The sequence below is a fragment of the Streptomyces sp. NPDC051364 genome (genome assembly GCF_040682115.1).
Lineage (GTDB): Bacteria > Actinomycetota > Actinomycetes > Streptomycetales > Streptomycetaceae > Streptomyces.
Map to the genome: position 1 here is coordinate 58,693 of NZ_JBFBAH010000028.1, position 20,939 is coordinate 79,631.

15 protein-coding genes are annotated in these 20,939 nt (G+C 71.1%); 5 read left to right on the top strand and 10 right to left on the bottom strand.

Annotated elements, in window-relative coordinates; genetic code table 11:
• Positions 1–148 precede the first annotated feature (148 nt).
• Positions 149–1,000 carry an ABC transporter permease gene (locus tag AB0M76_RS34790; protein ID WP_365956773.1) on the top strand — a complete coding sequence of 284 codons (852 nt, stop codon included), beginning with the start codon at positions 149–151 and terminating at the stop codon, positions 998–1,000.
• A gap of 40 nt (positions 1,001–1,040) precedes the next feature.
• Complete coding sequence (locus AB0M76_RS34795; protein WP_365956774.1) at positions 1,041–1,811, top strand: ABC transporter ATP-binding protein; 771 nt, start codon at positions 1,041–1,043, stop codon at positions 1,809–1,811.
• A gap of 88 nt (positions 1,812–1,899) precedes the next feature.
• On the opposite strand, the gene AB0M76_RS34800 is transcribed toward AB0M76_RS34795, so the two are convergent.
• The 3 genes from AB0M76_RS34800 to AB0M76_RS34810 form a co-directional block, all read right to left on the bottom strand.
• Positions 1,900–6,870 carry an NAD-glutamate dehydrogenase gene (locus tag AB0M76_RS34800; RefSeq protein ID WP_365956750.1) on the bottom strand — a complete coding sequence of 1,657 codons (4,971 nt, stop codon included), beginning with the start codon at positions 6,868–6,870 and terminating at the stop codon, positions 1,900–1,902.
• A gap of 353 nt (positions 6,871–7,223) precedes the next feature.
• Positions 7,224–7,919 carry an HAD family hydrolase gene (locus AB0M76_RS34805; RefSeq protein WP_365956751.1) on the bottom strand — a complete coding sequence of 232 codons (696 nt, stop codon included), beginning with the start codon at positions 7,917–7,919 and terminating at the stop codon, positions 7,224–7,226.
• On the bottom strand, positions 7,916–8,416 hold the full coding sequence (locus tag AB0M76_RS34810) for a hypothetical protein (RefSeq protein ID WP_365956752.1): 501 nt from the start codon (positions 8,414–8,416) through the stop codon (positions 7,916–7,918). The genes AB0M76_RS34805 and AB0M76_RS34810 overlap by 4 nt, the downstream gene beginning before the upstream one ends.
• A 302-nt stretch (positions 8,417–8,718) precedes the next feature.
• Between AB0M76_RS34810 and AB0M76_RS34815 the strand changes: the two genes are divergently transcribed.
• Positions 8,719–9,102, top strand: a complete 384-nt coding sequence (locus AB0M76_RS34815) for an Rv3235 family protein (RefSeq protein ID WP_365956753.1) — start codon at positions 8,719–8,721, stop codon at positions 9,100–9,102.
• Between the two features lie 8 nt (positions 9,103–9,110).
• Here the strand turns inward: AB0M76_RS34815 and AB0M76_RS34820 are convergent, their stop codons facing one another.
• Complete coding sequence (locus AB0M76_RS34820; RefSeq protein WP_365956754.1) at positions 9,111–9,266, bottom strand: hypothetical protein; 156 nt, start codon at positions 9,264–9,266, stop codon at positions 9,111–9,113.
• A 286-nt stretch (positions 9,267–9,552) separates the two neighbouring features.
• Positions 9,553–12,324, bottom strand: a complete 2,772-nt coding sequence (gene secA / locus AB0M76_RS34825; RefSeq protein ID WP_365956755.1) for a preprotein translocase subunit SecA — start codon at positions 12,322–12,324, stop codon at positions 9,553–9,555.
• Between the two features lie 226 nt (positions 12,325–12,550).
• On the opposite strand from secA, the gene AB0M76_RS34830 reads away from it, so the two are divergent.
• Together AB0M76_RS34830 and AB0M76_RS34835 are read left to right on the top strand one after the other, a co-directional pair.
• Positions 12,551–13,144, top strand: coding sequence for a GNAT family N-acetyltransferase (locus AB0M76_RS34830; protein WP_365956756.1), 594 nt, complete (start codon positions 12,551–12,553; stop codon positions 13,142–13,144).
• 9 nt (positions 13,145–13,153) lie between these two features.
• Entirely contained in the window at positions 13,154–14,347 is a 1,194-nt protein-coding gene (locus AB0M76_RS34835; protein WP_365956757.1) for a crosslink repair DNA glycosylase YcaQ family protein, read from the top strand.
• A gap of 46 nt (positions 14,348–14,393) precedes the next feature.
• Here AB0M76_RS34835 and AB0M76_RS34840 read toward each other — a convergent pair whose 3' ends face one another.
• The 5 genes from AB0M76_RS34840 to mtrB all read right to left on the bottom strand — a co-directional run bounded on the left by AB0M76_RS34840 (position 14,394) and on the right by mtrB (position 20,914).
• Positions 14,394–15,095: a response regulator transcription factor gene (locus AB0M76_RS34840; protein WP_030300047.1), complete on the bottom strand. Its 702-nt coding sequence runs from the start codon at positions 15,093–15,095 to the stop codon at positions 14,394–14,396.
• A 199-nt stretch (positions 15,096–15,294) separates the two neighbouring features.
• Complete coding sequence (gene raiA / locus AB0M76_RS34845; RefSeq protein WP_365956758.1) at positions 15,295–16,023, bottom strand: ribosome-associated translation inhibitor RaiA; 729 nt, start codon at positions 16,021–16,023, stop codon at positions 15,295–15,297.
• Between the two features lie 236 nt (positions 16,024–16,259).
• Positions 16,260–17,024 carry a phosphoribosyltransferase family protein gene (locus AB0M76_RS34850; protein ID WP_365956759.1) on the bottom strand — a complete coding sequence of 255 codons (765 nt, stop codon included), beginning with the start codon at positions 17,022–17,024 and terminating at the stop codon, positions 16,260–16,262.
• Between the two features lie 85 nt (positions 17,025–17,109).
• Positions 17,110–18,963, bottom strand: a complete 1,854-nt coding sequence (locus AB0M76_RS34855) for an LpqB family beta-propeller domain-containing protein (RefSeq protein WP_365956760.1) — start codon at positions 18,961–18,963, stop codon at positions 17,110–17,112.
• Positions 18,953–20,914 carry an MtrAB system histidine kinase MtrB gene (mtrB, locus tag AB0M76_RS34860; protein ID WP_365956761.1) on the bottom strand — a complete coding sequence of 654 codons (1,962 nt, stop codon included), beginning with the start codon at positions 20,912–20,914 and terminating at the stop codon, positions 18,953–18,955. Before mtrB ends, AB0M76_RS34855 begins: the two co-directional genes overlap by 11 nt.
• Between the last annotated feature and the right edge of the window lie 25 nt (positions 20,915–20,939).

Below are 20,939 nucleotides of genomic sequence, written 5' to 3' on the forward strand. Positions count from 1 at the left end.
CGACGCCCCGGCCCCGTCGAAAGCGACCCTCGTGACCCCCGTGACCGAGACCACCCCGACCGCGGAGCCCGCCACGCCCGCTGCGACCGCCACGTCCGCCGCGCCCGCCGCGCCCGCCGCGACCGCCGCGCCCGCCTCGCTCGCAGAACTGGCGGCGGCCCACGGCCTGACCATCAGCGGCGCCCGGCCCCCGCTCCCGAGCTACGTGCGCCAGCTCTGGGGCCGCCGCCACTTCGTGACCGCGTACGCCACCGCCCGGATGCACGCCACGTACAGCACGGCCAGGCTCGGCCAGGTCTGGCACCTGGTGACCCCGCTGCTCAACGCGGCCGTCTACTACTTCATCTTCGGCATCGTCATGAACGCCAGCCACGGCGTGCCGGACTACATCCCGTTCCTCATCACCGGCGTCTTCGTCTGGGACTTCATCGGCAGCTCCATCAACGCCTCGACCCGCGCCGTACACAGCAACCTCGGCCTGGTCCGCGCCCTGCACTTCCCACGCGCCAGCCTGCCGCTGTCCACCGTCGTCCAGCTCTTCCAGCAGCTGCTCGTCACCATGGGCGCGCTCGTCCTGCTGCTGCTCGCCTGCGGCCAGACCCCGACCCTCAGGTGGCTGATGGCCGCGCCCACCCTGGCCCTGATGGCCGTCTTCTGCGCCGGCGTCGCCATGGTCATGGCCCGCATCGGCAGCAAGAGCCCGGACGTCAGCCAGCTGATGCCGTTCATCCTGCGCACGTGGATGTACTCCTCCGGGGTCATGTGGTCCATCGACCAGATGCTCCGGAAGGACCACCTCGCGCACTGGGTCACCGTCGTGCTCAAGACCAACCCGGCAGCCGTCTACATCGACCTGATGCGCTACGCGCTGATCGACAGCTTCGACCCGCACGCGCTCCCGCACCATGTATGGGCCATCGCCGTCGGCTGGGCCCTGCTCGCGGGCGTCGGCGGATTCATCTACTTCTGGAAGGCTGAGGAGGAGTACGGCCGTGGCTGACACCGCAACCGCCCCCGCACACCGCGCACCGTCCGTGGCGATCGACGACACCCGCGTGCCCACCGTCATCGCCGACGAGGTCCACGTCGTCTACAAGGTGCACGGCGCCGGCGCCCGCAAGGGCGGCGCCACCGCCGCCCTCAGCCGGATCTTCTCCCGTAAGCCCGCCCCCGGCATCCGCGAGGTGCACGCCGTCAAGGGCGTCAGCTTCGTCGCGTACAAGGGCGAGGCCATCGGCCTGATCGGCTCCAACGGCTCGGGCAAGTCCACGCTGCTCTCCGCGATCGCCGGCCTCCAGCCCGTGGCCCGCGGCAGGATCTACTCCCACGGCCAGCCCTCGCTCCTCGGCGTGAACGCCGCCCTGATGAACGACCTCACCGGCGAGCGCAACGTGGTCCTCGGCGGCCTCGCGATGGGCATGTCCAGGCAGCAGGTCCGCGAGCGCTACCAGGGCATCGTCGACTTCTCCGGCATCAACGAGAAGGGCGACTTCATCTCCCTGCCCATGCGCACGTACTCCTCCGGGATGGGCGCCCGGCTGCGCTTCTCCATCGCCGCCGCCAAGGACCACGACGTCCTGATGATCGACGAGGCCCTCGCCACCGGCGACGCCGCCTTCCAGCGCCGCAGCCAGGCCCGCATCGAGGAGCTCCGCGAGCGCGCCGGCACCGTCTTCCTCGTCAGCCACAGCATCGGCACGGTCCGCGAGACCTGCGACCGGGCGATCTGGCTGGAGGCCGGCGTCCTGCGGATGGACGGCCCCTCCGCCGAGGTCTGCGACGCGTACGAGGAGTTCACCTCGGGCCGCTGAGGCCGCGACCGCCCTACGGAAAACGGGCGGCCCCGGGACCATCAGGTCCCGGGGCCGCCCGTTCAGCCGTTGCGGCGGAGCCCGGCGACTAGGCGTGGGTCCGCAGCAGCGAGCGCATCGTCCGCATCGCCACGGACAGGTTCGCCAGGTCGAAGTCGTCCGATCCCCGGATCTCGTCCAGGGTCGTCCGGGCCCGGCTGATGATCGCCGCGTTCTTCTCCTCCCACGCCTTGAAGCGCTCCTCGGGAGTCGAGTTGCCGTTGCCCACCGCCAGCACGTCGGCGGTCAGCGCGGCGTGCGCCGCGAACAGGTCCTCGCGGATGGAGGCGCGGGCCATGGACTGCCAGCGGTCGGCCCGCGGCAGCTCGATGATCCGGTCCATCAGCTGCGTGATGTCCAGGCGGTCGGCGAGGTCGTAGTACACCTCGGCGACACCCAGCGGGTCGACCCCGGTGCGGTCCGAGATCGCGACGATGTCCAGCGTCGGGAAGGCCGAGGAGAACCCGGCGACCTTGGCCGCCAGCTCCTCCGGGACGCCCTCGCCGATCAGCTCGTCCATGATCGACTGGTACCACTCGAGATCGGCGCCGCGCACCAGCTTGGGCAGCTCGTCCCAGACGTGGCCCACCCGGTCACCGAAGAGCTCGATGGTCTCGGTGATCTGGAGCGGCTGCGGCCGGTTGTTCAGCAGCCAGCGGGTACCGCGCTCGACCAGGCGCCGCGAGTGCAGCCGCACCCGGGTCAGGACGTCGGCCGCGACCTTGTTGTCCAGCGCCTCGACCGCGTCCCACACCCCGGCCAGGCCGAAGATCTCGCGGGCCGAGAGCTGCGCCCGGACGATCTCCTCCGTGGAGGCCCCGGTCTCCTCGCGCAGCCGGTGCAGGAAGGTCGAACCACCGGTGTTGACCGTGTCGTTGACCAGCAGCGTCGTGATGATCTCGCGGCGCAGGGCGTGCGCGTCGATCTGCTCGGGGAACTTCCCGCCCAGGGCGGCCGGGAAGTACGCGTGCAGCAGGCGGCGCAGGTACGGGTCGTCCGGCAGCTCGGTGGCGATGAGCTCGTCCGCCACCGTGATCTTGGTGTAGGCGAACAGGACGGCCAGCTCCGGCTGGGTCAGGCCCTTGCCGTTGTTCAGCAGCTCGCGGATCTGCCGGTCGGTGGGCAGGAACTCCAGGCTCCGGTCCAGCAGACCGGCCGACTCCAGGCGGCGCATGAAGCGCTGCTGGGCGTGCAGCAGGCTGGGGGCCTGGGCGATGCCGTTGGCGAGGGCCACGTTCTGCGCGTAGTTGTTGCGCAGCACCAGGTGGCCGACCTCGTCGGTCATCTCCGCCAGCAGCTTGTTGCGCTGCTTGACGGTCATGTCCCCGTCCCTGACCACCGCGTTGAGCAGGATCTTGATGTTCACCTCGTGGTCGGAGGTGTCCACGCCCGCGCTGTTGTCGATGGCGTCGGTGTTGACCTTGCCGCCCTCGCCGCCGGCGCCGATCCGGGCGAACTCGATCCGGCCGAGCTGGGTCAGGCCCAGGTTGCCGCCCTCGCCGATGACCTTGGCCCGGACGTCCCCGCCGTTGACGCGGATGGCGTCGTTGGCCTTGTCGCCGACGTCCGTGTGCGTCTCGGTCGACGCCTTGACATACGTACCGATGCCGCCGTTCCACAGCAGGTCCACGGGGGACTGCAGGATCGCCTGCATCAGGTCGGCCGGGGTCATCTTGGTGACGCCGTCCTCGATCCCGAGGGCCTCGCGGACGTGCGCGTTGACCGGGATGGACTTCGCCGAGCGCGGGTGGATGCCGCCGCCCGCGGAGAGCAGCTCCGCCTTGTAGTCGGCCCACGAGGAGCGGGGCAGCTCGAACAGGCGCCGGCGCTCGGCGTACGAGGTCGCCGCGTCCGGGGACGGGTCGAGGAAGATGTGCCGGTGGTCGAAGGCGGCGACCAGGCGGATGTGCTCGGAGAGCAGCATGCCGTTGCCGAACACGTCGCCGGACATGTCGCCGACGCCGACGACCGTGAAGTCCTCGGTCTGGGTGTCGTGGCCCAGCTCGCGGAAGTGCCGCTTGACGGACTCCCAGGCGCCGCGGGCGGTGATGCCCATGCCCTTGTGGTCGTAGCCGGCCGAGCCGCCCGACGCGAACGCGTCGCCCAGCCAGAAGCCGTACGCCTCGGCGACGCCGTTGGCGATGTCGGAGAAGGTCGCGGTGCCCTTGTCGGCGGCGACGACGAGGTAGGTGTCGTCCTCGTCGTGGCGGACCACGCCGTTCGGCGGCACGACCACGCCGCCGACCATGTTGTCGGTGATGTCGAGCAGCGCCGAGATGAAGATCTTGTACGAGGCGATGCCCTCGGCGAGCCAGGCGTCGCGGTCCACCGACGGGTCCGGCAGGTTCTTGGCGACGAAGCCGCCCTTGGCACCGACCGGCACGATGACGGTGTTCTTGACCATCTGCGCCTTGACCAGGCCGAGGATCTCCGTACGGAAGTCCTCGCGGCGGTCGGACCAGCGCAGGCCGCCTCGGGCGACCTTGCCGAAGCGCAGGTGGACGCCCTCGACGCGCGGGGAGTACACCCAGATCTCGAAAGCCGGGCGCGGAGCCGGGAGCTCCGGGATGGCCTGCGGGTCGAACTTCATCGACACGTACGCGTGCTGCTCGCCCGCGTCGTTGAGCTGGAAGAAGTTGGTGCGCAGCGTCGCGTTGATCAGCGTGAGGAACGACCGCAGGATCCGGTCCTCGTCCAGCGAGGCGACCTGGTCCAGGGCCCCGGCCAGCTCCTCCAGCATGGCGTCGATGAGCTCGGTGCCGGCGGACTGGCGGCCGGGCGACAGCCGGGCCTCGAAGAGCGAGACCAGCAGCCGGGTGGTGTGGACATTGTTGCGGAGGGTGTCCTCCATGTAGTCCTGGCTGAAGTTCACGCCGGCCTGGCGCAGGTACTTGGCGTACGCGCGCAGCACCACGGCCTGGCGCCAGGTGAGCCCGGCGCTCAGCACCAGGGTGTTGAAGTTGTCGTTCTCGGCGTCGCCCTGCCAGACCGCGGAGAAGGCGTCCTGAAAGCGCTCGCGGGCGTCGTCGCCGAGGTAGCTGTCGCCGCCGTTGCCGGCGGGCAGCGGCATCCGCAGGCCGAAGTCGTAGATCCACGCGTTGGTGCGGTCGCTGCAGCGCAGCTCGTACGGGCGCTCGTCGGTGACCTCGACGCCCAGTCGCTGGAGCACCGGCAGGACCGCGGAGAGCGAAACCTGCTCACCGGTGCGGTAGATCTTGAACCGGCGCTCGCCGGGGGCCGCGCCGACCGGCTCGTACAGCGAGAGCGCGAACTCCCGGTCGCTGGCGGAAAGCCGCTCGAGGTGGCAGAGGTCGGCCACGGCCGCGCGCGGCTTGTGGTCGGCCTTGTAGCCCTCGGGGAAGGATGTGCCGTACTTGCGCAGCAGCTCGGCGGCGCGCTCCTCGCCCAGTTCGGCGACCAGGGCCTCGCCGAAGCCGTCGGCCCAGGAGCGGGCGGCCTCGACCAGGCGGGTCTCGAGGCGCTCGACGTCGGCGTCGGTCAGCGCGGGCAGCTCGGTGCCCTGCGGGACGCGGACGACGAAGTGGATGCGGGAGAGGATCGACTCCGTGTTCCAGGCGGTGAAGTCGACGTTGGTGCCGCCGAGCTCCTCCTTCAGGATGTCCATCAGGCGCAGCCGGACGCCGGTGGTGAACCGGTCGCGCGGCAGGTAGACGAGCGCCGAGTAGTAACGCCCGTACTCGTCCTGGCGCAGGTACAGCCGCAGCCGGCGGCGCTCCTGGAGGTACAGGACGGAGGTGGCGATCTCGCGGAGCTTGTCGACCGGGGTCTGGAACAGCTCGTCGCGCGGGTAGGTCTCCAGGATCTGCAGCAGGTCGCGGCCGTCGTGGCTGCTCGGCGAGAAGCCGGCGCCTTCGAGGACCTCGGCGACCTTGCGGCGGATGACCGGGACGCGTCGCACGGACTCGGTGTACGCGGCGGAGGAGAACAGGCCGAGGAAGCGGCGCTCGCCCACGACGTTGCCCTCGGCGTCGAACCTCTTCACGCCGACGTAGTCGAGGTACGAGGGGCGGTGCACGGTGGAGCGGCTGTTGGCCTTGGTCAGCACCAGCAGGCGGTGCTCGCGGGCCTTGGCACGGGCGTCGGCCGGCAGCCGGTTGAAGGACGGCGAGACCGGGTGGCCGTCGTCCTTGCCGCTGTGGTGCGGGTCGGAGCGCAGGATGCCGAGGCCGGTGCCGGGGACGGCGGCCAGCGAGTCGCCGTCGACCAGGTTGTACTCGCGGTAGCCGAGGAAGGTGAAGTGGTCGTCGGAGAGCCAGCGCAGCAGCTCACGGGCCTCTTCGAGCTCGTACTGACGCAGGTCCGGGGCGACCGGCTCGTCGGCCAGGGCGTCGGCGATGCGCAGCGCGGCGTCGCGCATCTTCTCCCAGTCCTCGACGGCCTCGCGTACGTCGGACAGGACGCGCTTGAGGTCGTCGGTGATCTGCTTGAGGTCGGCGCGGTCGGTCTCGCGGTCGGTCTCGACGTGGATCCAGGACTCGACGAGGGAGTCGTGGGGGCGCGCGGTCTTGGGGCCGTGCGCGTCGCAGTCGGCTCCGAGGATCTCGATCAGCTTGCCGGTGAGGTCACGGCGGACGACGACCTGCGGGTGGATCACGACGTGGATGCCGCGGCTCTGCCGGGACAGCTCGTTCGTCACGGAGTCCACGAGGAACGGCATGTCGTCGGTGACGACCTCGACGACCGAGTGGCTGGACGTCCAGCCGTTCTCCTCGACCGTGGGGGTGTGCACGCGCACGTTCGCGGTGCCCTGCGGCCGGTTCTCGGCGAGACGGTAGTGCGAGAGCGCAGCCCCGAACACGTCGACCGGGTCCCGGTCGAGGAGGTCCTCCGGGGCGGTGTGCAGGTAGTAGCGCTGGAGGTAGGCGAGAGTGGTGTCCCGGTCGGGGCGCTCTCCCTGCTCGGACCCAGTCGGAAGTAGCCCCCCGGCCGGGCTGTGCTCAGCTACCCGGGCCGCCCGCGCGAGCAGCTCGGCCTTTGCTTCGTCCAGCTTGGTCTGCATGTCCTCTGGCTCCTGTCGCGCGCCATTGCGTGACGTAGGTGAAGGAAGGAATGGCGTGGCGCCGCGACGCGGGGTGACCGCTGGGGATCGGCGCTCTGCCGTGATGAGAGGCGACCGGGAAGGAACTGGCCATGATCGGCTGCGGCTCCCGGCAGCAGGGATCAGCGAAGGCCCGGGCACGGTCGTGCGCCGGGCGCTGGCCGGAGGCGTCAATGCCTCCGATGACTATCGCGCTGATCACGGGTACCAGGCTATCTCGCCGGACCCCCTGTCCGTCACGCACTGGATCTGTACAAAAGCAGGTCCCGAACTTTGACGATGTGCGCAGTGACGGGGGCATATTCGGCGCGTACTTATTCAGCCAGTCGGCGAGCAGCGGATACGGCTTCTGCCAGCGTGTCGACGACGTCGACACCCGCCGATTCCAGACTGCGTCGGCTGTGCGAACCACCCGTGTAGAGGACGGCTCTCGCACCCACATGTGCAGCGGCCATGGCATCGTCCACGGCGTCCCCGATGAGGACCGTACGGCCGGCGGTCACGCCCGTCTCCTCCAGGGCCGCCAAATGGCGTACCAGATGTCCTGCCTTGCTGGTGTGCGAGGGGCCGGTCCGGCCGTCGACGCGCAGGAAGTGCCGGTGGATGCCGTGCGCCTGTACGAGTGGTACGAGCTTCTCGTGCGGCGCGAGGGAGAGCAGGGACTGCGTGAGCCCGTCGGCCTGCCAGTCGCGCAGGAGCTCGCGGGCCCCCTCGGTGAGCCCGGCGGTGTCGGCGGCGGCCCAGTAGTGCCGGTGGAAGGTGGCGTCCATGACCTCCCACTCGGCGTCGGTGGGCAGCCGTCCCATCAGCCGCTCGTAGAACTTCGGCACGGGTACGACGTACAGCTCGCGGTAGCGCTCCAGCGTGATCGGCGCGAAGCCGAACTCGGCGAAGGAGGCGTTGGTGGCGGCGATCACTGCGTCGATGTCGTGCAGCAGCGTGCCGTTCCAGTCCCAGACTATGTGGACGGGGGCGTCGGCGGGGTCGGCCCGGGTGCTGGATGTGATCACTTCAGCAGCCCCGGGATCTCCTGGACGCCGAACCACAGCAGCTCGTGGTCCTCGGCGCCGTCCACGGTGAACTGCGCGTCGTCGTCCCCGCCGTCTGCGGCCTCCAGGGCAGCGGCGGCGGCCGTCACGTCACCCAGGGCGTCGTCGGCGTCCACGTGCACGGCGGCGGCCACGGAGAGGCGTACGGCCGCGGCGAGGGTCACCTGGCCAAGGGCGGCCTCGTCGGCCCCGGGGGTCGCGGCGGCGGCCTTGTCGTCCACGTCGACGGCGACGACGACCCGCTTGCGCGGGGCGGCCCCGTCCTCGGCGAGCATCCGCAGGGAGGCCGCGGCGGCCCGGCCGAGGGCGGCGTACTCCAGCTCCTCCAGGTCGTCCGACACGTACCACTCCCGCAGGCCGGGCGTGACGGCGTACGCACGCAGCGGGGCGGGGCCCAGCTCACCCGCCTTGTGCGCCTCGGCGAGCCCGGGGAGGGTCAGGGGGACGTACACGCGCATGGCCGGCTGCTTTCGGTAGTCGGAAACGCCCTCAGGATACGACTTGGCGGAACTCCGCCGGGTGACGGCGCCGGTCCCCCTTCGGACTCCCGTCCGCCGCCCGGATTCCGTCCACCGCGTGCCGCTCGGAGGCCCGTGGACCGGCCGGGGGCCGCGCGGCGCCCACCCGGATAGGTGAACGGGTCGCGGCCCGTGCGGCCCGCGGAGCGGCCGTTGCGGAGGGTGGCCGCGGACCGTAGAAGTCCCCTACCAAGTTACCGCCCGGTACCGCTCCGGGCCCGGACTTCTCGGGGACGACCGCCATGACCAGGACCAGGAACACCACCCGGCCCCCCGGCCGACACGACCAGCGCCGCCCCCGCACTCCGCGGGGCCCGCACGACTGGTTCGCGGAGCGGCTGCTGGCGGTGGTCAGCGGCCAGCGGCCGGTCCACTCGCTGCTGGGCCACACGGTCGGCCCGGCCTACGAGCAGCTGGTCACCCTGGCCCCCACGGCCCTCGCCCTTCGGGCTGGGCTCCGCCCGGTCCTGCGCCGGTGCGGCCGCTTCCACCCGGGCCCGGGCGTGATCGAGGCCTTCGCCCGCATCACGACGGGCGACCGCGTCTCGGCCATGGCGTTCCGCCTGGAACAGGGCCCGGACCTCCGCTGGCGCTGCGCGGCCATCGAGATGGCCCCTCTGCCGTGACCGGGGCCCTATCGGCCGGTCCACCAGGCGGCGGCTCCGCTGCCGGTGGCCGTGGTCACCAGCGCAATGAGCCAGACGGGGACACGGTGAATGACCACGTGCAGCCCGCCACAGCGCAGCTCGAACTGCTGCTGCTGCCGATTGCTCTCAACTCGCTTGTCCATGGCTTCAGTTAAGCACCGGGCACCCCCTCCGAGTCATGCGCCGGATCTGTACAAAACGGGGGGTGGAACTTTGACGTTGTGCGCAGCGACCAGGCCCGAAACGGGCACTGCGCTCAGGGGGAAACGGGCCCCCTTCCACCACCGCTGCGCGGAGCCTCTCCCAGCCCCGCCCTTCCCCCGTTCCCCGGGCTCCGCCCGGACCCGGCCGGCCTCGGTGCCAGAACGCCGGCGGGGCCGGACACCGTGTGGTGTCCGGCCCCGCCGGGGGTGCCCGTACGGGCAGGGGTCACTTCTTGCGGCGGCGGCCGCCTGCGGCCTTCTGGGCCTTGCGGCGCTCGGCCCGGGTCATCCCGTCGCCCGCCTCGTCGGCGTCGAAGTCGCCCTCGACGACGCCGCCCTCGCCGTCCACCGTCGGCGCCGAGAAGTGCAGGCGGTCCGGCCGCTGCGGGGCGTCGAGCCCCTTGGCCCGGATCTCCGGCTTCGTCAGCGACGGCGCCGTGTCCTGCACCGGAAGCTCCTCGACCTGCTGCTCGACCTGAACCTCCAGGTTGAACAGGTAGCCGACGGACTCCTCCTTGATGCCCTCCATCATGGCGTTGAACATGTCGAAGCCCTCGCGCTGGTACTCGACCAGCGGGTCCTTCTGGGCCATCGCCCGCAGGCCGATGCCCTCCTGCAGGTAGTCCATCTCGTACAGGTGCTCACGCCACTTGCGGTCCAGCACCGACAGGACCACGCGCCGCTCCAGCTCGCGCATGATGTCGGGGCCCAGCGCCTTCTCACGCGTCTCGTACTGCTCGTGGATGTCGTCCTTGACGGACTCCGCGATGAACTCGGCGGTGATGCCCGCGCGGTCGCCCGCCGCGTCCTCGAGCTCGGCGACCGTGACCTTCATCGGGTAGAGCTGCTTGAAGGCGCCCCACAGCCGGTCCAGGTCCCACTCCTCGGCAAAGCCCTCGACCGTCTCTGCCGCGATGTACGCGTCGATCGTGTCATCCATGAAGAAGCGCACCTGCTCGTGCAGGTCCTCGCCCTCCAGGACGCGGCGGCGCTCGCCGTAGATGACCTCGCGCTGGCTGTTGAGGACCTCGTCGTACTTCAGGACGTTCTTGCGCGTCTCGAAGTTCTGGGTCTCGACCTGCGACTGGGCCGACGCGATCGCGCGCGTCACCATCTTGTTCTCGATCGGCACGTCGTCCGGCACGTTCGCCATCGACATGACCCGCTCGACCATCTGCGCCTTGAACAGGCGCATCAGGTCGTCGCCCAGCGACAGGTAGAAGCGGGACTCGCCCGGGTCGCCCTGACGGCCGGAGCGGCCGCGCAGCTGGTTGTCGATACGGCGCGACTCGTGCCGCTCGGTGCCCAGCACGTACAGCCCGCCGAGCGACTTGACCTCTTCGAACTCGGCCTTCACGGCCGCTTCGGCGCGCTTGAGCGCGGAGGGCAGGGCGTGCGCCCACTCCTCGATGTGCTCTTCCGGGTCCAGGCCCTGCTGGCGCAGTTCCGCCTCGGCCAGGTCGTCCGGGTTGCCGCCGAGTTTGATGTCGGTACCGCGGCCGGCCATGTTCGTGGCGACCGTCACGGCGCCGCGGCGGCCGGCCTGGGCGACGATCGAGGCCTCGCGCTCGTGCTGCTTCGCGTTGAGCACCTCGTGCGGGATGCCCCGCTTGGAGAGCTGCTGCGAGAGGTACTCGGACTTCTCGACCGAGGTGGTGCCGACCAGGATCGGCTGGCCCTTCTCGTGCTTCTCCGCGATGTCGTCGACGACGGCGGCGAACTTCGCGACCTCGGTCCGGTAGATCAGGTCCGGCTGGTCCTTGCGGACCATGTCGCGGTTGGTCGGGATCGGGACGACACCGAGCTTGTAGATCTGGTGGAACTCGGCGGCCTCGGTCATGGCCGTACCGGTCATGCCCGACAGCTTGCCGTACAGGCGGAAGAAGTTCTGCAGGGTGATCGTGGCGAGGGTCTGGTTCTCGTCCTTGATGTCCACCCCTTCCTTCGCCTCGATCGCCTGGTGCATGCCCTCGTTGTAGCGGCGGCCGGCGAGGATACGGCCGGTGTGCTCGTCGACGATCATGACTTCGCCGTCGATGACGACGTAGTCCTTGTCCTTCTTGAACAGTTCCTTCGCCTTGATGCCGTTGTTCAGGTAGCCGACGAGCGGGGTGTTCACCGACTCGTAGAGGTTCTCGATGCCGAGCCAGTCCTCGACCTTGGCGACACCGGCCTCGTGGATGGCGACGGTGCGCTTCTTCTCGTCGACCTCGTAGTCGCCGGTCTCCTCGATGCCCTTGAGCGGCTGGCCGGCCTCGCCCTTGGTGAGGCGGGTGACCAGCTTCGCGAAGTCGGCGTACCACTTCGTGGCCTGGTCGGCCGGGCCGGAGATGATCAGCGGGGTACGGGCCTCGTCGACCAGGATCGAGTCGACCTCGTCGACCACGGCGAAGTTGTGGCCGCGCTGCACCAGCTCGTCCGCCGACCACGCCATGTTGTCGCGCAGGTAGTCGAAGCCGAACTCGTTGTTCGTGCCGTACGTGATGTCGTTGTTGTACTGCTCCCGGCGCTGGGCCGGGGACATGTTCGCCAGGATGCAGCCGACCTCGAGACCGAGGAACTTGTGCACCCGGCCCATCATCTCGGAGTCGCGCTCGGCGAGGTAGTCGTTCACCGTGATCAGGTGGACGCCCTTGCCGGACAGCGCGTTCAGGTACGCGGGGAGCGTGCCGACGAGGGTCTTGCCCTCACCGGTCTTCATCTCGGCGACGTAGCCGAGGTGCAGCGCGGCACCGCCCATGATCTGGACGTCGTAGTGCCGCTGGCCGAGGACGCGCTTGGCGGCCTCGCGGACGGTCGCGAAGGCCTCGGGCAGCAGGTCGTCCAGGCTCTCGCCGTCCTGGTAGCGCTGCTTGTACTCGTCCGTGAGCGCACGCAACTCGGCGTCGGAGAGGTTGACGAAGTCCTCTTCGATGGAGTTGACCTGGTCCGCGATGCGGTGCAGTTTGCGCAGGATCTTGCCTTCGCCTGCACGCATGAGCTTGTTGAAGACGGACACCGAGGTTTGTCTCCTTGCCGGTCGGGCCTGGCACTGGTTCGTACACGGGCACGGAGGGTGGGCCCCACCGCAACGGCCATCGTAAGCGAGGACGCGGTCGCGTCGGGAGGTCCGCACCTTCCGCAGGGCGCGAGCGCCCGGAATGAGAACGTACGGGGGACGCGGAAGGTGCCGTCGCGGGCGAAAACCGCTCGCCCGGGTTACCCGGCGCGACCACAATCCGTCCATGGAGCCGACCACGCTGACCACCGAACGCCTCTTCCTGCGCCCCTTCGCCCCCTCGGACGCCGAGGAGGTGTACGCGGCCTGCCAGGACCCCGGCATCCAGCGCTGGACGCTCGTCCCCTCCCCGTACGAGCGTGCGCACGCGGAGGGCTGGGTGACCGAGCTCTCCCCCCGCGGCTGGCGCGACGACACCGCGTACGCCTTCGCGGTGCGGCTCGGGGCCGAAGGCCCGCTGGTCGCGGCCGTCGGCGTGCACGTGCGCGGCCCCGGGGCGTACGAGATCGGCTACTGGACGGCAAAGGAGCACCGCGGCCGCGGCTACATGACCGAGGCCGTCCGCGGCGTCGCGCACTGGGTGTTCACCGAGGTCGGCGCCGGCCGGCTGGAGTGGCGCGCCGCCGTGGGCAACACGGCCTCCCGCACCGTCGCCGAACGGGCCGGATTCCTTGTCGAGGGCACCCTGCGCGCCGGGCTCGACCTGCGCGGGACCCTGCGCGACTGCTGGATCGGCGCCCTGCTCCCCTCCGACCTCGGCCTGCCCTCCCCGCTGCCCTACCTGCCCGCTACGCGTATCAATGTCAGTGGCACCTCCTAGGCTCGCGGCATGACCGAGACCGTGCTCGCCCTGTCCGCCGACGACGCGCGTCGGATCGCCCTGCGCGCGCAGGGGTTCCTCGGAGCGCCCGACCGCCGGGGCGGGGGTACCCCCAGCGGAGCCAGGGGGAGGGTCCGGGGGGTGCTGCGCCACCTGGGCGCCGTCCAGCTGGACACGATCTCCGTACTGGCCCGCTCGCACGAGCTGATCCCGTACGCACGGCTGGGCGCGGTGGGCCGGGACACCGTGGAGAAGGCGTACTGGTCGGACCGGCACGCCTTCGAGTACTGGTCGCACGCGGCCTGCATCCTGCCGATCGAGGAGTGGCCGCACTTCGCCTTCCGCCGCCGCATCAAGCGCGCGCACGGCTACCGCTGGCACAGGATGAAGGACAAGGAGGGCTCCTGCCGCCTCGTCCTGGACCGGCTGCGCGCCGAGGGCCCGCTGACCTCGACCGAACTGGGCGGCGCGAAGAACGGCGGCCCCTGGTGGGACTGGTCCGAGACCAAGATCGCCGTGGAGTGGCTGCTGGACGCCGGCGACGTGGTCGTCACCGAGCGCCGCGGCTGGAAGCGGGTCTACGACCTGCCCGAGCGGGCGGTCCCCGACGATCTGCTCCACGACGACCTGGACGACCGCGAGTGCCTGCGCCGTCTGGTCGCACTGGCCGGCCGGTCCCTCGGCGTCGGCACCCGCGCCGACATCGCGGACTACCACCGCCTCAAGGGCGAGCAGTTCGACGCCGTGGTCGAGGACTCCGGACTGGTCCCGGTCGAAGTCCAGGGCTGGTCCAAGCCGGCCTGGGCCGACCCCTCGGCCCTGGCGACGGCGCCGCGCGGCCGCCACCGCACTACGCTGCTGTCCCCGTTCGACTCCCTGGTCTGGGACCGGCCCCGGACGGAGCGGATCTTCGGCTTCACGCACCGCCTGGAGGCGTACGTCCCCAAGCCGAAACGGATCCACGGCTACTTCGCGATGCCGCTGCTCGCGGGCGGACTGCTCCAGGGGCGCGTCGACCCGGCCCGCGAGGGCAGCACCCTGGTCGCCCGGCAGGTCTCCCTGACGTCCCCGAAGGCCGCCCGCCCGATGGCCCAGGCCCTGCGGGAGGCGGCGGAGTGGGTCGGCTGCGACTCGGTCCGCGTGGAGCGCGCCCAGAGTCCCGGGGAGGCCGCCGCCATCACGGCGGAACTGGCCGCCCTGTAGGCGCGGGCGGGGGGCCGGGGCGCCCCGGCCCGCCCGCGCGCTTCGGCTAGCGGATCTCGAGGATCTTCTCCCGCATCGCGTAGACCACGGCCTCCATCCTGGAGTGCAGCTGCAGCTTCTCCAGGATGTTGCGGACGTGGTTCTTGACGGTGTTCTCGGAGATGAACAACTCCTTCGCGATGTCGCGGTTGTTCATTCCGGTCGCCACCAGCTTCAGCACCTCCAGCTCGCGGTCCGTCAGCCTCGGTGCCGGCACCAGCCGCCGCTCGTCCGTCCGCTGGATCATCGACTTGAACTCCGTCAGGAGCTTCGAGGCCATCGACGGGCTGATCTGCGACTGCCCGTCGGCCACCGCGCGGATCGCCGTCGCCACCTCGTCGGTCGAGATCTCCTTCAGGAGATACCCGGTGGCGCCCGCCTTGATCGCGTCGTAGAGGTCCGCCTCCTCGTCGCTGATCGTCAGCATGATGATCTTCGCGGAGGGGGCCACCTCCTTGATCGAGGTGCATGCCTCGATACCGCCGCGCCGGGGCATCCGCACGTCCATCAGCACGATGTCCGGCAGCAGGTCCGCCGCCTTGTCCACCGCCTCCGCGCCGTCCCCCGCCTCACCGACGACCTGGATGTCCTCCTCCTGCGCGAGGACGATCTCCAGCCCGCGCCGGAACAGGGCGTGGTCGTCGACGACGAGCACCCGGATCGGCTCGCCGCCCTCATCACCGCGCACCGGCCCGAAACTGTCCGCCATCGTTCCTCCCCCTGCATGTACCGACCTGCCGAGTCAACCGGACCGCGATGCGCGCCGGTTGACTGCCCGCCATGATTCCATGCCCGCGCCACCCGGCGGGGAGCCTGCGACGACCACCTGGCGCATACGAGTCATGCAGAGGCCCCCGGAGACGCTGCTGCATCCCCGGGGGCACTTCACCGAAATTCAGGATGCGGCGTCAGCCGCCGAGCGCCCCGCCCGCGCCGGAGCCGGGCTCACCCGAGCTGGAGGCCTGGTCGGAGTTGAGGTGGATCACGCCGTAGTCATAGCCGTGGCGCCGGTAGACGACGCTGGGCATCTTGGTGTCGGAGTCGACGAACAGATAGAAGTCGTGGCCGACCAGTTCCATTTCGTACAGAGCCTGGTCGAGCGGCATGGGTGCTGCCGAGTGCGTCTTCTCGCGGACGATGAGCGGGCCTTCGCCCTGTACTTCCAGCGATCCGATCCGGGTGGTCGGGATCGCCTCCGCCTTCTCCCCCGTGAACAATTCGCCGTTTCCGTTCAGCTGGGCCACGCCCGGCACCACGTCGGCGACCTCTGCCGCCGAGAGCCGGCCGTTGCCACGGCGGGTGTAGCGCTTGTCGTGCTGCTTGCGCAGCCGGGCTTCAAGCTTCTCCTGTGCCAGGTCGAGCGCCGCATACGGGTCCGCGGCGGCGGCCTCGGCACGGATCACCGGGCCCCGCGAAATCAGAGTGATCTCCACGCGGTCGGAACGGTCGGCCTGGCGCGGGTTGTGCTCCTTGGACACCTCGACGTCCAAGCTGATCACCTTGGCGTCGAGCTTCTGGATCCGCTCCGGATTCAGCTTCTCGGCCACGTGCTTGCGGAACCGCTCGGGCACCTCGGTCTTGCGGCCCTTGACGACGATGTCCACGCAGAACTCCGTTCCCGGATAGCTCCGCCTCATGGGGCGAAGCGTCTCCCTTTCGCACCAGGCCCCGGTGAACACCGGAGCCCCGGACTGGCGACTTTCACCTCCGAAACGTGCGATCCGATGCGTGTAGCCAGGACTCGCCAGTTCCTTACAACCGAACATATCCCTCCATGCCGGTTGTCGGCACCCGCTACCGGACCGTACCTCCGTTCAGGTGGCTGTTCTCTCCTACTACCTGCAACGATGCGCCTTCCCCAAGAGTTCCAAATCTATTCACAAGAGCGTTGCTCTGTACGGGTTGTCGACCGATTTCTTACGAAGGATCCTGTCGGAGCCGCCACCACGGCCGCCCCCGCCACCGCTCCGGCCGCCGTCGCCGCCCGCACCGCCCGGGCCGCCTCCGCGAGCGTGGCTCCGGTGGTGATCACGTCGTCCACCAGCACGACCCGGGCACCGGCCGGCAGCCGCACCGCGCCCCCGCGGCACAGCCCCAGGGCCCCTGCGAGGTTCTCCCGCCGCTCCCGGGCCCCCAGGCCCGCCTGATCGGCCACCGGCCGGACATGGCGCAGTACGGGCGCCACCCGCGCGGGAACACCGGCCCGCCGCAGCCGTTCCGAGGCCGCCAGGGCGATCCTGCGCGCCGGATCGTGCCCGCGCGCCCGCACCTGCCGCCGCGCCGACGGCACCGGGACGAGCACCAGCTCCTCCCCCGCCGACCACGCCCAGCCCCCGCGGAGGCCCGCACCGAGGCACCCGCGGACGGCCGCCGCCAGGGCAGCGCCGAGCGGCCCGGCCAGCGGCAGCACCCCGCGCTCCTTGTGCGCCAGTACGGCCTCCCGTACGGCGCCCTCGTACGCGGCGGCCGCATACACCACGGGCAGCCCCGAAGGTCCCGGAGACGGCCGCACAGACCCCGCCGCGGCCCCGCTCAGCGCCTGCGCGCAGCCCGCGCACAGCAGCACGCGGGCAGCCCCGCAGCCGGTGCAGTCGACCGGCAGGACCAGCCCGGCGAGCTCCTGCCACCACCCCCGCATACCCACCACTGTGCCGGGCCGGCCGGGCACCCCGCCACCCCTGTGGACAACCGGGCCCCGGGCACAAAAGCACAGGTCAGACAGGTCAGCCGGGGTAGATCGGGGCCCGGCCGCCCGCCGCCGCCGTGCGCCACTGCGCCCCCGGCGGCAGCCACACGATCCCGTCCTCCTCCGAGTACGCGACCACCGGCTTCTTCTCGTCCTCCGTCGCCGCGACCGCGTCCAGCCCGGTCGCCCCGGGCAGGCTCGCCGCGACCATCGAACCGTCGGCCAGCATGTACCGGGCCTGCACGACCCCGCCGCTCTCCCGGCCCACGACCAGCAGCCGGCCGCGCGGCGCCCAGCTCAGCGCCGTCACACTCGCCATCTGCGGGGCCGCCGGACGCAGCTCGCGCACCGACACCGGCCCCGCATCGCCCTTGCCCTCGGGCCGCTCGATCCGCCCGATGTACAGGTTCTTGCGGCCGTCCTTCTCCACCAGCAGCGCGATCCGCACCCCGTCCGGCGACGCCTTCAGCGCCCTGATCCGCCCGCCGTCGAGCCCGGCCACATCGATCTTCTGCGGGGCCCCGGTACCGCCCGGCACCCGGTACAGCCCCGCATTCTGCGGGTCCTGGTCCGCGATCCACAGGTCGCCCGCCGTGTCCCAGCTCGGCGCACCCAGCCCGTTCGGCTTGACACCCTTGCTGGTCAGCACCGGCTGCGGAACGGGCCCGGCCGTCGTCAGGTTCACCAGGTACAGCCCGTGCTGGTCCTCGGACACCACCGCCGCGCGCTTCTCGTCGTACGAGACGGCCGCGGAGCCGACCTTGAACCCGGGGCTCGTGGCGGTCGGGGACAGCGGCCCCGGCACCGACTCGGGCTTGTACTGCTGGTCCTCGCTGGAGATGTCGAGCTTCATCCGCACGAGCCGGCTGTCGCTGTCCACGTAGTACTGGTACTCGGGGCTCGGCGCCCGGTGGGCGATCGCCCCCGCTGCCGCATCGGTCACCGAGCACAGCGAGGACCGGTCCGAGCGCAGCAGCTCGACCCGCGCCAGCCGGGAGGCCGTCAGATCCTGCACGGTGTACAGGAGTTGCGCGGCCATCTTCTGGCACTGCGGCTGCGCGACGTTGTCGGCCTTGTCGTTGAGCGGCACCTTCAGCGCGTTCTGGCCGTCATACGCAAGGGACTTGGTGCCCTCGCGCAGTTCCGTCCCGGTGGGGAAGCTCGAAGTCACCACGGGCCCCAGCCACTTGGACGGCCCGGCCAGCAGCGACTGCACGGTCTGCGTGGTCGGGTCCATCCGCGAGTCGGGGTCGCTGCGCTGGCGCACGTACACCGGATCGGCGACGAGGCTGCCGCCCGCGAAGTAGTACTTGTTGACCGGCATGTAGATGCGCTGGAAATCGGACTCGCTGAGCACGAGGCTGCTCGGCGGCGTCGCGATCCGCCACTGCTTGTTCTCCTGGACCAGCTGGAGGAACTCCTCGTAGCGCGCCCCGGTGGTCTCCGGCTGGTACGCACTGCGCTCGTCCACCGTCGCGAGCTTCGTGCCGGTCATCTTCCAGCGGGGGCCCGAGGGGTCCTTCTCGCCCTGCACGGAGAACCGGTCGATGCCCGCGGAGAGCACGGTGACGGCGGCGCCGGGCTTCCAGTTCTTCGCCGCGTCCTCGGTGAGGTACTTCCGGGCGGTCTGCAGCTGCGGGTCGTCGCTGGTCATGGCCTCCAGGAAGCCGTCGACGATGTCGGCCGCGCCGGCCTTGTCGGCCGGCGGCACGCCGAACACCCGGACCTGCGAGTCGACGCCCTGCGAGGCCCGCACCTCGCGGATCTCGCCGTGGTCGGGCATGGAGGCACAGCCGGCCAGCAGCAGCCCGGCCGCGCCGAAGGCGTACGCCCGCACCGTCCGCCACCGGCGGCGGTCGTCCTTGCGTACCCGTGCGGGCTCAGCGTCCACCTGCTCGATCCTCCTGTGCTGCTGCCTGGTCGGCCGCGTCGGCCCTGTCTGCCGCCGCCCGGTCCGCCGCTGTCCGGTCCGCCGCCGCCTGGTCGGCCGGGCGGGCCACGACGCGGGCCCCGTTGCCCGGCAGGGCCGTCGGGTCCGCGGGCACCGGCAGCGCCCCGCCGACCGCCGACCGGGGCGGTATCGGCGAGCGGTCGGGCCGCCCCGGGGCCGGCGGCGCCTGCGGGGGCGTACCGGAGCCCGCCGCGTCGGCCGCGGCCCTGGCCCGGTTGGCCCGGGAATCCTCCGGCTCCAGCGGGATCGGGGACCCGCGCAGCGGCTCGTCCGCGGTCCGCGGCAGGGTCAGCCGGAACTGCGAACCGCCGCCCGGCTCGCCCCAGGCCTGGAGCCAGCCGCCGTGCAGGCGCGCGTCCTCGACGGCGATCGACAGGCCGAGGCCCGTCCCGCCGGTGGTGCGGGCGCGGGCCGGGTCGGCCCGCCAGAAGCGATTGAAGACGCGGGTGGCCTCGCCGGGCTTGAGCCCGACGCCGTAGTCCCGTACGGCCACCGCGACGGCCCCGCCCGCCGATGCGAGCCGGACCACCACGTCGCGGCCCTCACCGTGCTCCACGGCGTTGACGACGAGATTGCGCAGCACCCGCTCCACGCGCCGGGAGTCGGCCTCGGCTATGACGGGCTGGGTGTCGCCCAGCACCCGGATCCGGGTGCCCTTGTGCTCGGCGAGCGGCTCGGCGCCGTCGATGACCCGGCGTACGACCTCCCGCAGGTCGATCGGCTCCGCCTCCAGGGCCGCGGCACCCGCGTCGAACCGGCTGATCTCCAGCAGGTCCGCGAGCAGCGACTCGAAGCGGTCGAGCTGCCCGGCGAGCAGCTCGGCGGAGCGGGCCGTGATCGGGTCGAAGTCGACCCGGGCGTCGTGGATGACATCGGCTGCCATCCGTACGGTCGTCAGCGGCGTCCGCAGCTCGTGCGAGACGTCGGAGACGAACCGGCGCTGCATCCGCGACAGGTCCTCCAGCTGCTGGATCTTGAGCTGGAGGTTCTGGGCCATCTTGTTGAAGGCCTCGCCCAGACGGGCGATGTCGTCCTCGCCGGTGACCTTCATCCGCTCCTGGAGCCGCCCGGCCGAGAGCCGCTCGGCGATCCCGGCGGCCATCCGCACGGGCGTCACGACCTGGCGCACGACGAGCCACGCGATCGCGCCGAGCAGCACGACCACGAAGACGCCGGCGGTGGCGATGGTGACCTTGATCAGGTTGAGGGACTCCTCCTCCTGCGTGAGCGGGAAGAGGTAGTACAGGTCGTACGGGTCCCCGTTGATGTCGGTGAGCCGCTTGCCCACGACCAGCGCGGGCTCGGGCGCCTTGTCCCCGGCCCCGGCGGTGTACCGGATCTGGGAGAAGGTCTTGAAGGTCCCGGTGGCGTGGTTGACCTCCCGCCGCAGCTGCGGCGGGACGCTCGCCGTCGGGTCCACGTTCCCGGAGGCTCGGGCGCCCTTGACGCCCGAGACGGTGGGCCCGTCGGGCTGCCCGCCCGCGCCGGGGCCGGCGCCGAGCGCGACCACCTCGAAGGCGGTCTGGCCGCCACTGGCGAGCTGCTTGACCAGCGAGTTCATCCAGGTGCTGGCGTCCCGCCCGACCTTGTTGTCGGTGGCATCGGGCCCGTCCACCGTGGAGGGCGTGTTGGCCTTCTCCTGTGCGACCGCGAACCCGCCCGCCGCCTGGCTCTGCGCGGCCTCCTCCTTGGCGTCGAGGAGCCCCTTGCTGACCTGCGCGATCACGACGAAGCCGAGCGAGAGGACCACGGCCAGCGACATCAGCAGCGTGGCGGCGACCACCCGCAGCTGGATGTTGCGCCGCCACAGCCGGACAGCCGGAAGCAGCGGCCGGCGTACGAGGCGTACGAACAACCGCAGCACAGGGCCGCCGGGCGCTCCGTCTGCCATCTGACGGAGCTGCCGGCCGCCCCTC

Excerpts from the sequence above, each read along its gene's own strand:
- AB0M76_RS34800 (WP_365956750.1), bottom strand. The coding sequence starts at position 6,870 with ATGCAGACCAAGCTGGACGAAGCAAAGGCCGAGCTGCTCGCGCGGGCG.
- AB0M76_RS34835 (WP_365956757.1), top strand. The coding sequence starts at position 13,154 with ATGACCGAGACCGTGCTCGCCCTGTCCGCCGACGACGCGCGTCGGATC.
- AB0M76_RS34820 (WP_365956754.1), bottom strand. The coding sequence starts at position 9,266 with ATGGACAAGCGAGTTGAGAGCAATCGGCAGCAGCAGCAGTTCGAGCTG.
- AB0M76_RS34830 (WP_365956756.1), top strand. The coding sequence starts at position 12,551 with ATGGAGCCGACCACGCTGACCACCGAACGCCTCTTCCTGCGCCCCTTC.
- AB0M76_RS34815 (WP_365956753.1), top strand. The coding sequence starts at position 8,719 with ATGACCAGGACCAGGAACACCACCCGGCCCCCCGGCCGACACGACCAG.
- AB0M76_RS34850 (WP_365956759.1), bottom strand. The coding sequence starts at position 17,024 with ATGCGGGGGTGGTGGCAGGAGCTCGCCGGGCTGGTCCTGCCGGTCGAC.
- AB0M76_RS34840 (WP_030300047.1), bottom strand. The coding sequence starts at position 15,095 with ATGGCGGACAGTTTCGGGCCGGTGCGCGGTGATGAGGGCGGCGAGCCG.
- raiA (WP_365956758.1), bottom strand. The coding sequence starts at position 16,023 with ATGAGGCGGAGCTATCCGGGAACGGAGTTCTGCGTGGACATCGTCGTC.
- mtrB (WP_365956761.1), bottom strand. The coding sequence starts at position 20,914 with ATGGCAGACGGAGCGCCCGGCGGCCCTGTGCTGCGGTTGTTCGTACGC.
- AB0M76_RS34810 (WP_365956752.1), bottom strand. The coding sequence starts at position 8,416 with ATGCGCGTGTACGTCCCCCTGACCCTCCCCGGGCTCGCCGAGGCGCAC.